The organism is Streptosporangium canum (assembly GCF_900113865.1).
Lineage (GTDB): Bacteria > Actinomycetota > Actinomycetes > Streptosporangiales > Streptosporangiaceae > Streptosporangium > Streptosporangium canum.
The window spans coordinates 1-18,619 of the sequence record NZ_FOQY01000020.1; the positions used below are offsets into that span (position 1 = coordinate 1).

Below are 18,619 nucleotides of genomic sequence, written 5' to 3' on the forward strand. Positions count from 1 at the left end.
GGCTGCGAGTCCTACAAGCCGAGCAACCTCAGCCTCCTGCTCTGCCACTAACCCGTTCACACCCCCAAGAAGTGAGGTAATCCCATGGTTCTTCTCGACCTCCAGACCCTGGAAGCTCCCGGCGGCGGCCACGGCGGCGGCGGTGGCAGCACCCTGACCGTCCTGGGCTGCGAGTCCTACAAGCCGAGCAACCTCAGCCTCCTGCTCTGCCACTAGTGGACCGGGTGCCCGGGACGGCCAGCGACGGCGGCCGTCCCGGGCACCGCCCTTTCCCCCAGGAGGAACGAGCCAAGGAGGACCGAGCGGTGCGGACGGCAGATCGGCTGGTGCTCCAGACCGTACGGCGTGGTGGCCCCTGGCTGGGCGTCCTCGCCCTCACCTCCGTCGCCGGCTCCGTCGCGGAGCTGGCACTCCCCGCCGTCCTGGGCAGGACGGTCGACAGCCTCGTCGCCGCCGAGCCGGCGAGCGGGGCCTGGCTGGGCGTCTGCGCCGCGATCGTGGTCGTGGCGGTGGTCTGTGACACCCTCGGCGTCTGGGGCGCCGGCGCCGGCGGCGCCCAGGTCTCGGCGTGGCTGCGCCACCGGATCCTGCGGCACGTCCTCGGGGTCGGCCCCGCGATGACTCGCCGGTTCCCCGAAGGGGACCTGGTCACCCGGATAGGCGTGAACGCCGAGGAGGCCGGACGCGCGCCGGAGGCGATCGTCACCGGGGCGGCGCTGGTCATCCCCACCGCGGGCAGCATCGTGGCACTCTCCCTCATCGACTTCTGGCTGACCCTGACCCTGGTCGCCGGCCTCACCCTCATCGCGCTCGTGCTCCGGGCGTTCTTCCACGCGACCACCTCGATCGCCGGCGGCTACCAGGAGGCCCAGGGCGACATCGCCGCCCGCCTGGTCGACGCCCTCGCCGGAGCCCGGACGATCGCCGCGGCCGGCACCGCCGCCCAGGAGAAGTCACGGGTGCTCACCGCGCTTCCCCGGCTGCGCGCCCATGCCATGGACATGTGGCGGGCCAACGCCCGAGCCGGTGTCCAGGCGGGCGCCGTGGTGCCGCTGCTGGAGGTGGCCGTGCTGGGAGTGGGCGGCCTGCGCCTGGCGGCCGGTGACCTCACGGTCGGCGAGCTGTACTCCGCCGCCCGTTACGCCGTGCTCGGAGCCGGCCTCGGCGCCGCGCTGAGCTACGTCAACCGGCTGACCCGGGCCCGCGCGGCCGCCGGCCGGGTCGTCGAGCTGATCGGCGAGAGTCCGAGAACGTACGGCGGGCAGTCATTGGGCCCCGGCCCCGGCACCCTGGAGCTGCGCGGCGTCGCCGCGGACGGTCTCGGCGACGTCGACCTCGTCGTCCCCGGCGGATGCGCGGTGGCCGTGGTCGGCCGGTCCGGCAGCGGCAAGTCGCTGCTGGCCGCCCTCGCCGGCCGCCTGGTGGACCCCCCGCGCGGGACGGTCCGCCTCGACGGCGTGCCGCTGCCCGCCCTCTCCCCCGAGGCGCTGCGCCGAGCCGTCGGCTACGCCTTCGAGCGCCCCGTCCTGGTGGGCGACACCGTCGCCGACGCCATCGGCCTCGGCCTCGACCGCCCCGCCCCGGAGGCCGTGCGCGCGGCCGCCCGCGCAGCGTGCGCCGACACCTTCGTCCGGCGGCTCCCGCTGGGATACGACACCCCTCTGGAGGAGGCTCCGATGTCGGGTGGTGAGAGACAGCGGATCGGCCTGGCCCGTGCCTTCGCGCACGGGGAACGCCTGCTCATCCTGGACGACGCCACCTCCAGCCTGGACACCGTCACCGAACGGCAGGTCAGCGGGGCGCTCGCCGGCGAGCTGCGCGGCCGTACGCGGCTGATCGTGGCCCACCGGGTCGCGACCGCCGCGGCGGCCGACCGGGTGATCTGGCTGGACGGCGGCCGGGTGCGCGCCTACGACAGGCACCGCGTGCTGTGGGACGACCCCGGCTACCGCGCCGTCTTCCAGGTGGACGCCCCGTGAACCGGCCGATCCGCCGGGCGCTGCGGCGGGATCCGTACCAGCTGATCCGGCTCGGCGTCTGGTCCGTCGCGGAGACCGCGCCCGCTCTCATCATCGGCCTCGCCATCGCGCGGGCGATCGACGAGGGCTTCGCCGCCGGCCGGCCGGGCACCGGCTTCGCCTGGCTGGCCGTGCTCGCCGGCGCCTGGCTGGTCGCCGCGGCCGGCGCCCGGCAGGTCGTGCTGGCCGTCGCCTCCATCGTGGAGCCGTTCCGGGAGGATCTGCTCGGCCATGTCGTCGAGAGCACGCTGAACCGGTCGGCCGTGTCCGGGCGGGGGCCGGACACGGCGGCGGTGGCCCGGTCGAACCTGCAGGTCGAGCTGGCCCGTGACGCCTTCGCCTCCGTCATCACGGTCGTCAGGTCCTTCGTCTTCACCGTGGTGAGCGTGGTGCTCGGCCTGACGGCGCTGATACCGCAGGTGCTCGTGCTGGTGCTGCCGCCGTTCGTCGTCGGCCTCGGCCTGTTCCTGCTGTCGCTCCCGGCCCTGGCCCGGCGGCAGCGGGCGTTTCTCCTGGCCGACGAGCGCACCGCACAGGCGGTCACCGCCGTGACCGGCGGGCTGCGCGACATCGCCGCCTGCGTGGCGGGCGACCGGGTGGCCGCGCGGGTCGGCCGGCAGGTGACGGAGCAGGCGGGCGCGGGGCGCTCGCTGGCCAGGGTGACCGCCCTGCGCACGCTGTCGCTGGCGGTGGGGGGCTGGCTGCCGGTCCTGCTCGTGCTCGCCGGCACCCCCTGGCTGCTGCGCCAGGGGGCCGGGGCCGGGGTGATCCTCGGCGCGCTGGCCTACATCACGCAGTCGCTGGCCCCGGCGCTCGGCAACCTCGTGGAGGGCCTGGGCATCAGCGGGGTACGGCTGCGCGTCTCGCTCGGCCGCATCCTGCGCTCGGACGATCCCGCCCGCCCGGCGGCCGGACGGGACGCCGCCCGCGACGCGGGGGTCCGGCTGCGCGGGGTGACGTTCGCCTACGGACCGCACGCGGAACCGGTGATCTCCGATCTTGACCTGTCCGTCCCCGACGGGGACCACATCGCCGTGGTGGGGCCCAGCGGCATCGGCAAGTCCACGCTCGCCGCGCTCGTCACGGGCGTGCTCCGGCCGGACGCGGGGCGGATCCTGGTCGGCGGCGTGCCTGCCGACCGGCTCGACCCGGCCCACCGGGTGCTCATCCCCCAGGAGGCCTACGTCTTCCGGGGCTCCCTCATGGAGAACCTCACCTATCTGGCCCCGGCGTCGCGGGACGCCGTGGAGGAGGCCGTGACGGCGGTCGGCCTGACCGCCGTGGTGGAGCGGCTGGGCGGTTACTCCGCCGAGATCCGTTCCGGCCTGCTGTCGCCGGGCGAGCGCCAGCTCGTCGCCCTGGCCCGCGCCTACCTGACCCCGGCCCGCCTGGTGATCCTCGACGAGGCGACCTGCCATCTGGATCCGGTGGCCGAGGCCCGTGCGGAGGAGGCGTTCGCCCGCCGCGACGGCACCCTTCTCGTCATCGCCCACCGGCTGACCTCGGCGCTGCGCGCCCGGCGGATCCTCGTCATGGACGGCACGAGCGTCCGGCTGGGAGGGCACGCGGAGATGCTCGCCGCCTCACCGCTCTACGCGGACCTGGTCGGCCACTGGAACCCCACGGACACGCAGGAGCTGGTGCCATGATCTACCCGCCCGCCGAGCGGCAGCCGATCGTCGACCACCTCCACGGCCAGGCCGTACCCGATCCCTACCGGTGGCTGGAGGATCCGTCGAGCCCGGCGACGCGGAGCTGGCTGGCCGCCCAGGACGAGCTGTGGCGCGGTCACGCCGCCGCGCTCGCCGGGCGTGACGGATGGCACGCCCGGGTCGCCGAGCTCACCGGCGTCGGAACGGTCAGCCCGCCGGTCTGGCGCGGGGAGCGCCGGTTCTTCGTGCGCCGTACGGCCCGGCAGGAGCACGCGGTGCTCTACACCGCCGGGCCCGGCCAGGCCGAGCGGGCGCTGGTCGACCCGGTGGAGCTCGACCCCAGCGGCCTGACCACGCTGGACCAGTGGCAGCCCGGCCCGGACGGCGGGCTGCTGGCCTACCAGCTGTCCAGGAGCGGTGACGAGCGGTCGGAGCTGTACGTCATGGACGTCGGCACCCGGCGGATCGTCGACGGCCCCATCGACCGCTGCCGCTACGCGCCCGTGGCATGGCTGCCGGACGGGAAGGCGTTCTTCTACGTCCGCTCCCGCAAGGTGTGCCTGCACCGGCTCGGCACCTCGGCCGGGCAGGACGTGGTGATCTGCGGGGCCGACCGGTCCTACGGCCTGGGGATCAGCCACGACGGCCGCTGGCTGACGGTGTCGGCGGCGGCCGGCGGCGGCAACGACCTCTGGCTGGCCGACCTGGCCGCCTCCTCCCCGGAGCGCCCCGCGCTGCGGGTGATCCAGGAGGGGACGGACGCGGTGACGGCGCCGGCCGTCGGCCCCGACGGGCGCCTGTACCTCCTCACCACCATGGGCGCGCCCCGGGGCCGCCTGTGCGTCGCCGACCCGGCGCGTCCCGAGCCCGAGCACTGGCTCGACCTGGCCGGCCCGGATCCGGAGGCGGTGATCGGCGACTTCGCGATCCTCGGCGACTCGGTGCTCCTGGTCGGCTGGACCCGGCACGCGGTCAGCGAGATCAGCGTCCACGACCTGGCCACCGGTGAGCCACGCGGCCAGGTGCCGCTGCCCGGTCTCGGCTCGGCCGGGCGGATGTCCACCCGGCCCGGGGGCGGCCACGAGGTCTGGTTCACCTACACCGACAGCGTCACCCCCGGCAGCGTGCACCGCTACGACGCGCGCACCGGCCGGACCACGCTCTGGGCCGCCGCGCCCGGCGCCGCCGAGGTGCCGCGGCTGTCGGCCCGCCGGATCGTCTACCCCTCGGCCGACGGGACGCCGGTGCGGATGCTGGTGCTGGCACGGCCGGGGACCGGCCCCCGGCCGACGATCCTGTACGGCTACGGCGGGTTCGGGCTCTCGCTGACCCCCTCCTACTCCAGCTACATCCTGCCCTGGGTGGAGGCCGGAGGGGTCTTCGTCCTCGCCCAGCTGCGCGGCGGCGGCGAGGAGGGCGCGCAGTGGCACCGCGCCGGGATGCTCGACGGCAAGCAGAACGTCTTCGACGACTTCGTGGCGGCGGCGGAACGGCTCATCGCCGACGGGTGGACCACCGCCGCGCAGCTGGCCGCCTGCGGCGAGTCGAACGGCGGGCTGCTGGTCGGAGCCGCGGTGACGCAGCGGCCGGACCTGTTCGCCGCGGCGGTCTGCTCGGCCCCGCTGCTCGACATGGTCCGCTACGAGCGTTCCGGCCTGGGCCCCTCATGGCGCTCGGAGTACGGCTCGGCCTCCGATCCGGAGCAGCTGGGCTGGCTGCTGGGCTACTCCCCCTACCACCGGGTCAGGGACGGGGTCGACTATCCGGCGACGCTGCTGACCGCCTTCGGCGGCGACTCCCGCGTCGACCCCTTCCACGCCCGCAAGATGTGCGCGGCGATGCAGGGGGCGACCTCGGGCTCCCGGCCGATCCTGCTGCGCCATGAGAGCGACGTCGGGCACGGGGCACGGGCCACCAGCCGGGCGGTCGGGCTGGCGGCCGACATGCTCGCCTTCCTCGCCGCGCACACCGGTCTCACGGCCCTCCGCCCGGGTCCGCGCGATGCGCCCCGAAGCAACTCTCAGTAGTCGGCGTCAGCGGCACCTACGGTCACGGCCACGCCGGCCGCGACCGTAGGCGACGATCGATCCTGCTGTTACCCGATGGACGTGCCGGTGACCAGGGGCAGCGAGATCGACGTGCCGGCCAGGTCGACGGTGACCTTGGCCCCGGTGCCGGGTTCGACGTCGTCCCCGGAGCCGGTGCCGGTCACGTCGAGGTTGAAGTCGTCGTTGGTTCCGGTCAGCACCAGGCCCAGCCGGTGCCCGGCCTTGAACTCGTAGTCCAGTGGCAGCGTCTTCCAGGTGATCTGGTAGGACTTGCCCGGCGTCAGCGGCGTCTGGCGGCTGAGCGACTTGTGGTTCTGCGCGTCCATGATTCCGCGGGTGACGACGTGGAAGCCGGAGGCCGCCGTGTTGTCGCCGGCCTTGAGGTAGCAGCCGTCGTCATCAGCCGTACTCTGGCCGACGCAGTCTTCGCCGCCGATGAACTTGAGGCCTTCCGCGGATGTCGCGGTGCGTTCGCGGTAGTTGATGCGGGTGTCGGTGCCGTAGTCGACGAGCAGGACTCCCAGGTTGGCGGTCGGCTTGTCCAGCTTGAGGCGCAGGCTCACCGACGGCGTTCCGGACAGCCGCATCGCGTTCTTCAGCGGCGGGGTCAGGAAGGCCAGCCGGTTGGGGTTGGTGGTGGCGGGGTCGTCGGCCATCGCGATCTCGGTCTGGGCGGTGTCGAGGTAGCCGCCGGTGCCGGTCGAGGGCTTGCGGCCCAGGGAGCCGTCCTGCTGCGGGCGCAGGGTCGTCGTCCGCGTCGGTGCCGGCCAGCCGGCCTGGGTGATCCACCGGTCCGGGCCGAGCTGCACGTCGGCGCGCGGCCGGCGCATGATGTCGTTGGCGACGCCCATGAGTTCGTGGTCGAACCACTTGTGCAGGGTGGTGAGCCACACCTCGCGGCGGGCCCAGAACGGGTCGAGGTGCCCGTACTGCGTCACCCATTCCTTGCGCTGCACGGTGCGGGGCATCTTGGCCCACCATTCGGAGAACTGACTGCCCACGACGTTGCGGTCCTGCATGCCCATCACCGAGAAGACGCTGGCGCGGATGTTGCGCGCCTTCGAGACCGGCCCGGTCCGGTAGTTGCGTTCGTCCCAGTAGGCGTTGTAGTTGCCGGTGGCGTCGTCCGCGCCCTCGAGCAGGCGCTTGTGCACCGCCGCGCATTTCTCGTCCGGATCGAGGTCGATCCGCTTGGCCAGCTCTTCCTGCACGCCCTTCCACCAGGTGAGGACGCCGTTGTTGCGCGCCGTCTCGTATCCGCTGGTGTAGCCCGAGAGGTTCACGATCGTCTCCAGCCCCTGGACGCCGGTGCCGGCGACGCCGGCGCTGAGCGCTCCCTCGTAGGAGTGGCCGATCATCCCGGTGCGCCCGGTGGTCCAGGCGGCTTCGACCGGATCTCCCTTGTCGTCGTAGGCGGTCGCCCGGCCGTTCAGCCAGTCGACGACCGCCTTGCCGCCCAGCACGTCGGTGGCGCCGTAGGTGGTCGGGCAGCCGTCGGACAGCCTGGTGCCGAGCATGTCGACGGACACGAACGCGTACCCGCGCGGCACGAAGTAGTTGTCGTAATACATCGGGAACTTCGTCACGTTCCCGTTCGCGTCGTATTTCTTGTGTTCATTCTCGAAGCCGATGCCCGGTACGTCGTAATACGGGCTTTCGTGCATGATCGCCGGGACCTTGAGCCCGGAACCGCTCTCTTTCGGCCGGATGATGTCCACCCGGAGCAGATCCTTCTTGCCGTCGCCGTCGCTGTCGACCGGCGACTGCACCCGGACGTGCTCGCGGATGGCGTCCTCGTAGGAGAAGACCGGCTGCGTCACCCCGCCGGAGACTTCGATCTTCGGCTCCGCTGTCGCGGACGCGGCGGGTGTACCGGCGACCATGAGCGGGATCGCGAGTGCGACTGCGGCGAGGAACCCTCGCCGTTGGGCGTTTGGCATGTGTTTTCCTTCTGGGCTGGTTACTGTTGTCGGTGGCGTCGTCATGGCGCGCCAAGAAGGCGCCATGGCGAGGTCGTAGTGGCACCAGGAAGCGTTTTGCGCTTGTCGGTGCGGGGTGTGCCCCGGCCAGGCCGGCGGCATCGGCGGCGGCCGACGGAGCACGCGCAGGTGCCGGCGGGCGCGTCGGCGGGCAGCGGCATACCCGTCGTGGCGCGGGTGAATGATGCGAGGCGCGACCGGCGTCGGCCTTGGCGCAGCGTGAGCGCGGCGGGCAGCCGGCGCACCGGCCGGTGAAGAACGCCTTGCGCCGCTTCGGCCTGACGGCGCCGGCAGCGGGATCCGGTGTCCGGCAGGGCAGGTCACGGCACTTTCAGTGGCGCCGATGGCGAAGTGGCGTCGCCGGCGAAGTCATCAAGGTCGAACCCGCCGGGCACGGCCCGGCCCACACGTGCCCGACCAGGCCGGTCGCGGAGCACACGTGCCCGACCAGGCCGGTCGCGGAGGACAGGGCGATGGAGCCGTCGACGGCGGCCCGGTGGGGCCTGCCGGTGGCATCGGCGGCGGACATCAGCGTGACGGCGCCGGTCCAGTGGCTGCGAGAGCGCGGCCGGCGAGCAGAGTCCGGTCGCCATCGGCGGGTCGGCCGGCGGTGATGCCGCACGGTCTTCACCGTGACACCGGCCAAGGGCACCGCCTGGCTGATCGTCAGGTCATGTCTTCAACGCCGGCCGCGTCAGCCGTCTCGCAGGACTTCTCCAGAGGTCGCATGTAGATCGCCGGGGCTTGCCGGGGCGTCATCAGCCGGTCCCTTCTCCGTTTCCGGTGTCTTCGCCGGCGGCGCGCTCGATGGCGCTGACCAGCCGTTGCCGCTCCCGGAGTCTCCACTGGCCCTCCGAGTAGTTCGAAGCGAACGCCTCGACGAATTCCACGGGGTCGTCTCCGACGATCTCCCGGACCGGGGTGTCGTCCGCCGCGCTCTGCTCGAACAGGTCGAGGAGGTCCTCGTACATCGAAGCCGCGTCGGCACCGTCTCCCCGTCCGAAGTACATCAGGTACCGCTCCAGCGCCTCGACCGCCATGCGATAGCTCGCGGGAAGCTGTTGCGTGCGCGCCTTGTACTGCCGGTAGCGCCTCTTGTCCTCGAGCGATCCGGTGACCTTTTCGATCCACCCTGTGGCCATGTCTAACCGCCTCCTTCGCGGAGCTGTTCGAGCCGTTCGGCGAGGAAGCTCCAGGTCCTCCAGAACTCGTTGAGATATTCCCGGCCCTGCGCGTTCAGGGAGTACACCTTGCGGGGCGGCCCCTTCTCGGACGGGACCTTCTCCACATCGACGAGGCCGCGCTGCTCGACCCTGACCAGCAGCGCGTAGATGGTGCCCTCGGCGATGTCGGAGAAGCCCTGATCCCGCAGCCACGCCGTGATCTCGTAGCCGTACGCGGACCGGCCGGACAGGATCGCCAGGACGATGCCCTCCAGTGTCCCCTTGAGCATCTCCGTCGCCTGCTTGCCCATGGAACACCTCCCTTCAGCTACTCGGTGTTGCCAACTACCAGTAGACAGTAACACTGACTACTGGTACATAGCAACACTGAGTACCTGAGGGCGGACCGGGACCGCGGGCGGGGGCGACCCGATGGTACGCACGAGTCGCGATCACTACTTACCGAACCAATCCGCAGCTCCCAGTTGCTTCGGGGCTCATCGCACGGACCCGGGCGGTGGGCCTTCAGCTCCGCTCCGAAGAGCGGAGCGCCGGCCCGCCGTCCCGGTAGCGGATCAGACCGATCTCCCGCACACCGTCCGGCCACAGCCAGCCGGCCTCACGGGCGATGGTGACCGCCTCCACCCTGGTCCGGGCGCCGACCTTGACGAGGATTCGCGACAGGTAGTTGCGGACCGTGCCGCCGGACAGGAAGAGCCGGTCGGCGATCTCCCTGACCGGCGCCCCCTCCGCCGCGGCCTTGAGGACCTCCAGCTCACGGGTGGTGAGCGGGTTCTGCCCGGCGTTGAGCGCGGCGACGGCGAGCTCGGGGTCGACGACCCGCTCCCCGGCGACCACCCGGCGCACGCACTCGGCGAGCTGTCCCGCCGGGGTGTCCTTGACGACGAACCCGCGCGCCCCGGCGTCCAGCGCCCGCCGTAGCGCCGCCGGCGTCGCCAGCCCGGTCAGGATCACCGCCTTGCACGAGGGGAGCCTGCGGTGCAGCTCCGCCGTGGCGGACAGGCCGTCGGTGCCGGGCAGGCCGATGTCGACGAGCGCGATGTCGGGCCTGTGGACCAGGCACGAGGGCACCACGTCGTCACCGTGCCCGACCTCGTCGACCACCTTGATGTCATGTTCGGCGGAGAGCAGGGCGACCATCGCTCCACGGATGAGATGCATGTCCTCGGCGATCAGGACGCTTATCACCGGCCGTCTCCCCTTTTTCGGTGAGCCAATCGCGTCTCCCGGGCCACGATCACTACCCCGGGCAGTCGGACGACTACCCTGGATAGCGGAGTTAACCATCGGAGCGCCGATCCGGACGGGAAAACGTGATCCTGCCGGGCAGCGGCTCGCCGCCGCTCCACCGCGCCCTCCGGCGCGGGGTCCTCCGGCCGGATGTCCGGAACCCGGCGGGCGCGACAGGCGGGCATGACCGTATTGCCATGATCATCCGGCTCGCCGATGATGAGGGTCGTGTCCGCCGCGCCGGAATGAGGGCCTGTTGCTCTACAACCCGTTCGACCACGCGCTGCAAGAGAACCCCTACCCCACCTACGCGCGGCTCCGCGACGGAGCGCCGCTCTATCGCAACGACGACCTGGACTTCTGGGCGCTGTCCCGGCACGCCGACGTCAACGCGGCGTTCCGCGACCCGGCCCTGTTCTCCAGCGCCCACGGCGTCACCCTGGAGATGTGGGCCCCGGACGCGTCCGCCCTGGTGGGGTTCCTGGCGATGGACCCGCCCCGCCACACCCGTATGCGGGCGCTCGTCTCCCGGGGCTTCACGCCCGCCCGCGTGGCCGCCCTGGAGCCCGCCGTACGCGCGGTCGCCCGCGAGCGCCTGGCGCCGGCCCTGGAGGCGGGGACGTTCGACTTCGCCGAGGTCGTGTCGGCGATCCCGGTGTACGTCATCTCCGAGCTGCTCGGCGTCCCCCGGGAGGATCGGGCGGAGATGCTGCGCCTGTCCGAGATCCTCATCACCCGCTACGACGGCGACACCGAGATACCGCAGACGTTCTGGGAGGCCGCCGGCGCGCTGACCGCCGCCTACAAGGAGCTGATCGCCGAACGGCGGGCCCGGCCCCACGACGACCTCGTCAGCGCGCTCGTCCTGGCTGACATCGACGGGGACCGGCTCGGCGACGACGAGATCGTCGCCGTGCTCTCGCTGATCGGCGTCGCGGGCAACGAGTCGGTGACCAAGCTGGCGGCGAACGCCTGGTACCAGGCCTGGCTCCACCCCGCCCAGCGCGCGATCGCGTGGCGGGGGGCCATCGCGGCGTGGGTGGAGGAGACGCTCCGCTATGACGGGTCCGCGCAGATGGTCGCCCGCCGGCTCACCCGCGACACCGTCCTGCACGGCACGACGGTCCCGGCCGGCGCCCGGATGGTGCTGCTCGGCGCGTCCGCCAACCGCGACCCCCGCGTCTTCCCGCACGCGGACCGCTACGACCTGACCCGCGACACCGGGCAGGCGCTGGCCTTCGGGTCCGGCCCGCACTTCTGCCTCGGGGCGGCCCTGGCCCGCCTCCAGCTCAGGATCGTCCTGGAGGAGCTCGTCGCCGCGGTGGAGGGCTACGACGTCGACGAGACGGGCATCGGGTTCGTGCACTCGCCGAACCTGCGCGGCTTCCGCGCGCTGCCGACCACGGTCACGCTCCGCTAGCGCTCTGTTCCTCATCGGAAGCGCGCTTCCCCGCTGACCCGGGACGCCGGGAGCGGGGAAGGCCACCCCGGCGGCCTCGGATTCCCGGCCGCCTGTTCGCGACTCCCGCTGGGGAACATGCACGGGGGACCGGCCGGCGGCGCTCCGACGTCCCCGCCGTCCTGCTCGGGGCCGCGGTCACGTCCCGGCCGGGAGTCTGCCGACCCCGCCGTACAGTCCCGTGGGAGCGGGATCGGCGGCGGTGGGACGCCACAGCGCCAGATCGACCAGGCCCGGCTCCAGCAGTTCGAAGCCGGCGAACAGGCCGGCGATCTCCGCGCGGGTGCGCACGTAGGCCTGCGAGGCCTTCCGTATCTGCTCCTTGCGGTCCTCCCATCCCTCCACCCCGCCGTGGGAGATCGCCAGGAAGCTCCCCGCGGGCAGGGCGTCCCGGAAGGTTCCCACGATCCGCGCGGGGTCGTCCTCGTCTGAGACGAAGTGCAGCAGCGCCACCATCAGCAGGCCGACCGGCTGGGACCAGTCGATGAAGTCCCGCACCACGGGCTCGTCCAGGATCCTCTGCGGCTGCGTGGCGTCGCCGCCGACGACGCGCACCCTGTCGGAGCCGGCCATGAGCGCGCGGGCGTGCGCCAGGACGATCTCATCGTGGTCGACGTACACGACACGCGTGTGGGGCGCGATCGCGTGGGCGATCTCATGGACGTTGCCACTGGCCGGCAGTCCCGCTCCGATGTCGAGGAACTGGCGGATTCCCTGGTCCACGAGGTGGCTCACCACCCTGCCGAGGAATCGGCGGTTCTCCACGAACGACCTGCGCACGTCCGGGCTGAGCTCCAGGATCCGGCGCGCGGCCTCGCGGTCGGCGGGGAAGTTCTCCCGCCCGCCGATCATCCAGTCGTAGACGCGGGCCGGGTGCGGCTTGGACGTGTCGAAGTTCACGCGTGACCACCTTTCGCTGTCGGGGGCGGTGGGCGCCACAGTAGTTCTCAGCCGGGGCGCCGGTCTCCGGATGCGGCCGCCGGGGCGGAAGGCCGCTCACGCCAGGCAGCGGAGCCTGTCACGGACCTGCGTGAGCACGTCGGCCGTCTGCTGCGGCATGCACGCCACCACCGTCAACCTGGCGAACGCCTCGTGGTAGCCGTCGGCGTCCGGGCCGTCCAGCACGAAGTCGTTGTTGAACTGGTGGACCGAGACCACCGGGTCCATGCCGGGGATGCGGAACATCGTGAACGGCGCCGACCTCGGCAGGTAGGACGACGCGAGCCTCGTCACCTGCAGCGTGACGTGCGGCTGCTTCGACAGGCCGATCAGGTGGCTCAACTGGTCGGCCTGGACCTGCGGCCCGGCGATGCACCGCAGCAGCGCCGCCTCGTCGACGACCGCCCACAGCGTCGGCCCGCTCTCCCGGGCCAGCGCCTCCTGCCTCCGCACGGTCGTCTCCACCGCCCCCTCGACGAGGTCCGGCGGGGGGAAGGGGTTCTGGGACACGCGGACCGCGGCCGCCGCGTACTCGGCGGTCTGCAGCAGCGGGGGGACGAACTGGAGCTGGTAGGTGCGGATCAGCTCGGCGCGCTGCTCCAGGCCGAACGTCGCCGACACCCACAGCGGGATGGCGGGCAGGTCCCACCAGCCGGGCCCGCGCTCGCCGCGGGCGATCGACAGGATCGCCTCCCGCTGAAAGCGGGCGGTCACGCCGTAGAGGGTGAGCAGCGCTTCGACGTCGTCGAGTGGGGTCTCAGTCTCGGCGACGCCGTTCTCTATGGACGTGACCACCCGCTCATCGACGTCGACCATGTCCCCGGCTTGCGCCGGCGACAGCCCGCGCGCCTCCCGCAGGAGCCGCAGCCGCTCGCCCAGAACAGCGCGCTGGCCGACATCGAGCTTTCCGACGAGGCGCGGCGGGTTCTCCTCGATGTCGGGGAGGACCTGACCGCTGTCGCCGGAAGAGAAAGGGCTAGGGATGTCATCCCCCACAAGCCATCCCACAGGCACCCGGAGCAGCACGGCGAGCGCCGTGAGCTGCTCCAGGGTCGGATTGGTCCGCTGGCCCTTGCTCAGCTGGTGAATGTAGACGTGAGTGGTCTGCACTCCCGCGTCGGTGACGGCTCTCGCTGCCCTCCGGGTGGAGTAGCCGCGGTGACGCAGCGCCTCCCCCAGCCGCTCGGCGAGACTCGCCACGCATACCTCCTGTCCGGGAACGACCGTGTACGTGACGCGAGAAGCTCAGAATACGCGCGTTAACCCTCAGTTAACAAGGGTCGCTTTTGCTATCGACAAACGCTCTGATCTGCTGATATGGGCATCACGCCTAATCAAAACCCGGTGCATGTAGTCGATAGTCCTGATAATCGCCGTCTCCGCTGGTAACTCAGATTCGCACTGGCCCAACCAGGAGACGCCCATGCCCGACACCGCACGCGATACCGACAACATCGTCGTGTTCGCCCCCCGCGCCCAGCGCGCCCGCGAGAAGACCGGCCGCCGAACGACGACCGACGTCCCGGCCGGCGCCGGACTCGACGGCCTCACCGATTCCTGGCAGCTCGCCCTGGAAGCGGCCAACAAGAGCACCGAGACAATCCGCACCTACCTGCGCAACGCCCGCATGCTCATTGCCTTCTTGGCCGAGCAGGGGATGCCAACGGACGCCGCACGCGTCCGGCGACGAGCTTTCCACGCTGCCGGAGTCGTTCTTCGTCATGCTGCTCACCCGGCTCTCCATCCTGGGCGCTCGCCTGTTCGGCACAACGAACCCAGACGGCCCGCAGCACTGGCTGAAGACCAACCATCTCGACCGCGCCGCACTGTGGCTCGACCACGACGGCCGGCTCCACCGCCTCGACGGCGACGACCGACTCAGCCTCTCCCGGCTCTCCTTCAAGCTCGCCGACAACCCCAACCTCAGCCCCCAGTACGTGGCCGACGTCTCTTCCGAGTTCACCGGCCTCTGGTACCGCCGCCTCATCCTCGGCGAATGGCGCCTGGCCGAAGTCGTCGTCCACGAATCGTGGGATCCGGCCCGGCACGTCGTCGCCGAGCTGCCCGCCATCCCCCGGTGGCTCGCGCTCGCCCTGGACCACGGCACCACGAACCCGTTCCACACGCTCATGCTCGGCCTGGGCATCGACGATCGCCTGTACGTCGGGCACGAATGGCAGTGGGACTCGAAGAAGCAGCGTGGGCCCTCACTGACGCCGAGTACTCGGAGCGGCTCCGCGCCTGGGCGGACGGGCTCGGCATCCGGCCGGAGTCCACGATCGTCGACCCCAGCGCGAAGAGCTTTCGCGTGCGGCCGCACCGCGACGGGATCACCAGCACGCTCGCCGACAACGAGGTCGTCGACGGGATCCGCGCCACCGCGAGCCTGTGCGCCACCGGCCGGCTCCTCGTCAGCGCCCAGTGCCCGGAGCTGATCCGGGAGATTCCCGGCTACGCGTGGGATCCGGACGCGTCGGAGAAGGGCGAGGACAAGCCGATCAAGGTGGCGGACCACGGCGTGGACGCGCTGCGGTACGGGGTGCGGACGACGCGAAACATCTGGTCGTCGCTACTCACTGAGCCGATCACAAAATCCTCGTGATCTTGACATGACTACTGCGCGAACGGGTCGGGAGGCAGGTTCAAGATGATGAGGACCGCCACCGCGACGATGGATACCGCGAGCACCACTATCCGTGTAGGGACTGCGACAGGCTGATCACCAGACCGCGTGATGTCAAGCCATCGTTGGAACCACGTTCGCACCATAGATCCATTGTGACCGGTTTCCGTGCGCCACTTGCCCCACCCTCATCATTTAGAGCGCTGCTCTAGCAATGATAGCTTGCGGGAATCCTTATTCCCGTGAGTCCATTGGTGATGGACCCGTTCGCGCTGCCCGGGGAGATGACCGGGCAAGGCGGCAAGGGGCGGGCGGCCGAGAAGCAGGACGGGCCCGATTAGAAACCGATATGTAGGGGGTCACCGACCGCTTACGCCTTATCTCGTTCATGAAGGAACTGAGCAATGGCTACCCACGAGTCAGCGAGACGTTCAAGTCGCTCCATCAGCGCCAGATCAGTGATCGTTTCTGCGTTGTAGAGCAGACGAGCAGCATTCGCGATCGCGATATCCACTGTTGTGGTGATGTCTGGCTGGTTCGCCATAGGTTCCATCCATCTTGCTGGCAAAGGGGTCCGGCGGCGCGCCGCAGCATGAGGAGCCTAAGGCACGACGATATGCCCGGTCGCCAGGGTTTTGACCGTCCTGAGGAGGCCTTCTCGTGGCTGTGGATCAGGACCTCCTCGACCAGATCGCCGGCACCGTCGCCGACCTCTACCGGGAAGTCGAGGCCAGCCTCGTCACGGTCATCGCCGACGAGCTCAAGGCTGCGCGGCAGCGCCTCATGGACCGCGGCATCGTCTCGTTCACGGACCGGGCCGACCGCACCTGGCGCCTGTCCTCCTACGCCGAGATGATCGGCCGCACCAACGCCGCCCGCGCCGCGATCCAAGGTCAGATGGACCAGCTCGCCAGCGCGGGCATTGACCTGGTCTACGTGTCCGACAACACGCAGGAGTGCAAGAGGTGCCGGCCCTTCGAGTCGAAAGTCTTGAGGCGCGGCTCCGGCCCCATCGGCCGGATTCAGGTCGAGCACGGTACCCGCGACGGCGAGCTCGTCACCGTCGATGTGCTCGACACCCTCGACGGCGCCCAGTCGAAGGGCTTCCAGCACCCGAATTGCAGACATTCGGTGCCGGCGTCATCCCGCCCGCAGGCGGGCCCAAGGGCGGCCCCGTCGGCGACCTGCAGCCGCCCGTGGCCCAACGCCTGCTCTAGCTGGGGATCTTGTCCCGGTGACGCGGGCACAAGGCGACGACAGCCGCGCCTACCACGTATCCAGAGGTTTCAGCGCCAAGCTCATCGGCGTTGTTCATTGCGACTTTGATGAGGCTCTGCCCTCCGTCCATGGCTTTGCACATCGCTCGGCCGAGCCGTAGGAGGTCAGCCGAGCTCTTGCCCTTCAGGTCAGCCCGCTGCCGCACGGTGACCATAAACGTGGCTACGTCCTCCTTGTTCTTCCCGCCTGGCAGATCAGTCAAGGTCGGCTTCTCGCTCGGCTCAGCCTCGGCCGTACGAGACGGCCTCTCGCTCGGCTCAGCCTCGGCCGTACGGGACGGCTTCGCGCTCACTGATGCGCTCGTTGACGCGACCGGCTTCTTATCCCCGCCCAACAGGGCGACCAGTCCACCCACCAGGGCGAGCACGCCCACCACCGCGACGATCACACCGATCACCACGCCTTTCCCGCTCTTTTTCGGAGGAGGCGGAGGCGGGCCCGGCTGCCATCCCGGCGGCGGCCCCATCGGAGGCTGCTGCCACCCCTGGGGCGAGCCGGGCTGAGGGTATGGCGCCGTCGGTGGCGACCCAGGCTGCGGATACTGCTGAGTCGGCTGGCCGTACTGCTGCGGGTACTGCTGCGGAGGTTGCCCCGGCCACTGCTGGGGCTGCTGCGGGTACGGCTGCGGAGGTTGCCCCGGCCACTGCTGGGGCTGCTGCGGAGGTTGCCCCGGCCACTGCTGGGGCTGCTGCGGAGGTTGCACCCGCGCACCATACGCCCCACCCCTGACATTCCGCCCGGATCTCCTGGACGGATACCCGAAAAGGAGCGCCCGGAGCGGTCCAAACCTTCGGATCGGCCAGGCGCCGGTCCCCCATCATCGCGCTCCCCTGGAGGGGCCGCATGACCATGCCCGCTCAACCGATCCCGGACACCCAGCCCAGCCCGGCCCGGCCCCGACGACCGACCCCGTCCAGCAGCCGCCCGCGCCCACCGCGCCCCCGGCCGCCGCAGCTCCCCCGCCGGTTCGGCGCGACGGCGGGCCCGCGCCCGGCGCGTCAGCGGCCGTGGCCGGAGGAGGGCTCCCGGTGGGACACCGCCGGCGTGACGGGGCGGCCGAGGAAGCGGAAGACGTCCTCGGCCTCCGCCTGGACGGGGAGCCGCTCCGCCTCGAACGGGGAGACCGTGAGCGTGGGGCCGTTCAGGCTCCAGGTGCCCCGGATCACGCCGTCGACCAGCACCGTGGGACGCAGGACGCCTCCGCCGGGGTGCACCGCGCGGGCGTGGGCGTCGGCCAGGACGCCGGAGCGGGTGCGCCAGCCCAGGAGATACTCGTCGAAGGCGGGCAGGAGCCGTACGGCGTGCGGCGCCGGCGCGGTTCCGGACGCGGTCTCAATCCCGGCTCCGGTTCCGGACGCGGTTCCGGACACGGTCTCAATCCCGGTCCCGGAATCGGTCCCCCGCAGGCGCCAGCATCCCCCGGGCAGCTCGTCGAGCGAGCCGGCGATCAGCCGCCAGCCGGTCCGGGCGTCCCTGAGCGGAAGACCGGACCAGGCGGCCAGGTCGGCCGGGGTGGCGGGGGCATGGGCGCGCAGATAGCGGCGGGCGAGTTCGGCCAGGGAGCGATCCCGGTCGAGAGAGGAGACCACCGGGGCGCCGAGCCAGTCGGCCGCGTGCACGTAGGTCGGCTTACCCGCGCCGGGCGCCCCGTCCCGCACGCCGGGGCCGAGGACGACGAGGCCGTGGGCCGCGCCCAGGGCGGCCAGGTGGACGATCGCCTGGCCGGTGGCGGGGAGGCCGCGCGCGGACAGCCGTTCCCCCAGCTCGGCCTTCGTCAGCGGCCCCTGCCCTTCGAGGGCCCGCACGACCGCCGGGAGCAACGTCTCCGGCGACCCGGCCACCCCCTCCTGGCCGATCCGGCGGATCGCGCCGCGCGCCAGCGCCGGGCCGGACAGGGAGGTCAGCCAGCCCAGGTCCTCGGGCAGCATGTAGTGCAGGGTGCCGCGCGGCCCCCAGGCGCGGACGATCGAACGCTCCCGGACGGCGGTCTCGACGTCCTCCCGGGTCAGGCTGGTCGAGCGGACGCGGAAGGCCAGGGCCGCGGCGGTGACGTCCTGGGCCTGTACGGCCAGCAGCCGCCCGACGAGGCCGGGCACTCCCAGGAGAGCGGGCCGGTGCAGCGACTGCGCCGCGAGCCGTTCTCCGCGGAGGTCGCTCACGCCGCCTCCCGCGCGGGCCGTCCGGCGGAGTGCGTGCCGCCGGGACCGGG

General features: G+C 71.7%; 18 protein-coding genes. 7 read left to right on the top strand and 11 right to left on the bottom strand.

The window, feature by feature from the left end; genetic code table 11:
* Nucleotides 1–84: 84 nt before the first annotated feature.
* From BM085_RS26080 to BM085_RS26095, 4 genes are all read left to right on the top strand, one after another.
* The gene (locus tag BM085_RS26080) at nt 85–216 is read left to right on the top strand and encodes a SapB/AmfS family lanthipeptide (RefSeq protein WP_012892884.1); all 132 of its coding nucleotides are present in this window, start codon (nt 85–87) and stop codon (nt 214–216) included.
* An 89-nt stretch (nt 217–305) separates the two neighbouring features.
* Nucleotides 306–1,979 (top strand): ABC transporter ATP-binding protein, encoded by a 1,674-nt coding sequence (locus BM085_RS26085; RefSeq protein ID WP_093889555.1) that lies wholly within the window; start codon nt 306–308, stop codon nt 1,977–1,979.
* A complete protein-coding gene (locus tag BM085_RS44635) occupies nt 1,976–3,667 on the top strand; it encodes an ATP-binding cassette domain-containing protein (protein ID WP_177245270.1) in 1,692 nt (563 codons plus the stop codon). The genes BM085_RS26085 and BM085_RS44635 overlap by 4 nt, the downstream gene beginning before the upstream one ends.
* Nucleotides 3,664–5,697 carry a prolyl oligopeptidase family serine peptidase gene (locus tag BM085_RS26095; protein WP_093889556.1) on the top strand — a complete coding sequence of 678 codons (2,034 nt, stop codon included), beginning with the start codon at nt 3,664–3,666 and terminating at the stop codon, nt 5,695–5,697. Before BM085_RS44635 ends, BM085_RS26095 begins: the two co-directional genes overlap by 4 nt.
* A 68-nt stretch (nt 5,698–5,765) precedes the next feature.
* Here the strand turns inward: BM085_RS26095 and BM085_RS26100 are convergent, their stop codons facing one another.
* The 5 genes from BM085_RS26100 to BM085_RS26120 all read right to left on the bottom strand — a co-directional run bounded on the left by BM085_RS26100 (nt 5,766) and on the right by BM085_RS26120 (nt 10,069).
* The gene (locus BM085_RS26100) at nt 5,766–7,658 is read right to left on the bottom strand and encodes a CocE/NonD family hydrolase (protein ID WP_093889557.1); all 1,893 of its coding nucleotides are present in this window, start codon (nt 7,656–7,658) and stop codon (nt 5,766–5,768) included.
* Between the two features lie 370 nt (nt 7,659–8,028).
* Nucleotides 8,029–8,226: a hypothetical protein gene (locus BM085_RS26105; RefSeq protein ID WP_177245268.1), complete on the bottom strand. Its 198-nt coding sequence runs from the start codon at nt 8,224–8,226 to the stop codon at nt 8,029–8,031.
* A 229-nt stretch (nt 8,227–8,455) separates the two neighbouring features.
* On the bottom strand, nt 8,456–8,839 hold the full coding sequence (locus BM085_RS26110; RefSeq protein ID WP_093889559.1) for a DUF1048 domain-containing protein: 384 nt from the start codon (nt 8,837–8,839) through the stop codon (nt 8,456–8,458).
* A gap of 2 nt (nt 8,840–8,841) precedes the next feature.
* Nucleotides 8,842–9,171: a PadR family transcriptional regulator gene (locus BM085_RS26115; protein ID WP_093889560.1), complete on the bottom strand. Its 330-nt coding sequence runs from the start codon at nt 9,169–9,171 to the stop codon at nt 8,842–8,844.
* A gap of 214 nt (nt 9,172–9,385) precedes the next feature.
* Nucleotides 9,386–10,069, bottom strand: a complete 684-nt coding sequence (locus tag BM085_RS26120) for a response regulator transcription factor (protein WP_093889561.1) — start codon at nt 10,067–10,069, stop codon at nt 9,386–9,388.
* Nucleotides 10,070–10,367: 298 nt separating this feature from the next.
* Between BM085_RS26120 and BM085_RS26125 the strand changes: the two genes are divergently transcribed.
* On the top strand, nt 10,368–11,531 hold the full coding sequence (locus tag BM085_RS26125; protein ID WP_093889562.1) for a cytochrome P450: 1,164 nt from the start codon (nt 10,368–10,370) through the stop codon (nt 11,529–11,531).
* 177 nt (nt 11,532–11,708) lie between these two features.
* Here BM085_RS26125 and BM085_RS26130 read toward each other — a convergent pair whose 3' ends face one another.
* The 3 genes from BM085_RS26130 to BM085_RS45340 all read right to left on the bottom strand — a co-directional run bounded on the left by BM085_RS26130 (nt 11,709) and on the right by BM085_RS45340 (nt 14,680).
* Nucleotides 11,709–12,470: an SAM-dependent methyltransferase gene (locus BM085_RS26130; RefSeq protein ID WP_093889563.1), complete on the bottom strand. Its 762-nt coding sequence runs from the start codon at nt 12,468–12,470 to the stop codon at nt 11,709–11,711.
* Nucleotides 12,471–12,566: 96 nt separating this feature from the next.
* Complete coding sequence (locus tag BM085_RS26135; RefSeq protein WP_093889564.1) at nt 12,567–13,709, bottom strand: helix-turn-helix domain-containing protein; 1,143 nt, start codon at nt 13,707–13,709, stop codon at nt 12,567–12,569.
* Between the two features lie 431 nt (nt 13,710–14,140).
* Entirely contained in the window at nt 14,141–14,680 is a 540-nt protein-coding gene (locus BM085_RS45340) for a hypothetical protein (protein WP_218158831.1), read from the bottom strand.
* Nucleotides 14,681–14,682: 2 nt separating this feature from the next.
* Here BM085_RS45340 and BM085_RS45345 point away from each other — a divergent pair, with 2 nt between their 5' ends.
* Nucleotides 14,683–15,111: a hypothetical protein gene (locus BM085_RS45345; RefSeq protein ID WP_218158832.1), complete on the top strand. Its 429-nt coding sequence runs from the start codon at nt 14,683–14,685 to the stop codon at nt 15,109–15,111.
* A 391-nt stretch (nt 15,112–15,502) separates the two neighbouring features.
* On the opposite strand, the gene BM085_RS44640 is transcribed toward BM085_RS45345, so the two are convergent.
* Entirely contained in the window at nt 15,503–15,676 is a 174-nt protein-coding gene (locus BM085_RS44640) for a hypothetical protein (protein ID WP_177245272.1), read from the bottom strand.
* A gap of 116 nt (nt 15,677–15,792) precedes the next feature.
* Here BM085_RS44640 and BM085_RS26150 point away from each other — a divergent pair, with 116 nt between their 5' ends.
* The gene (locus BM085_RS26150; RefSeq protein ID WP_093889566.1) at nt 15,793–16,458 is read left to right on the top strand and encodes a phage minor capsid protein; all 666 of its coding nucleotides are present in this window, start codon (nt 15,793–15,795) and stop codon (nt 16,456–16,458) included.
* On the opposite strand, the gene BM085_RS47485 is transcribed toward BM085_RS26150, so the two are convergent.
* Both BM085_RS47485 and BM085_RS26160 read right to left on the bottom strand, forming a co-directional pair.
* The gene (locus BM085_RS47485; protein ID WP_093889567.1) at nt 16,346–16,876 is read right to left on the bottom strand and encodes a DUF732 domain-containing protein; all 531 of its coding nucleotides are present in this window, start codon (nt 16,874–16,876) and stop codon (nt 16,346–16,348) included. The genes BM085_RS26150 and BM085_RS47485 overlap by 113 nt on opposite strands.
* A gap of 532 nt (nt 16,877–17,408) precedes the next feature.
* Nucleotides 17,409–18,569: a winged helix DNA-binding domain-containing protein gene (locus tag BM085_RS26160; protein WP_177245274.1), complete on the bottom strand. Its 1,161-nt coding sequence runs from the start codon at nt 18,567–18,569 to the stop codon at nt 17,409–17,411.
* Between the last annotated feature and the right edge of the window lie 50 nt (nt 18,570–18,619).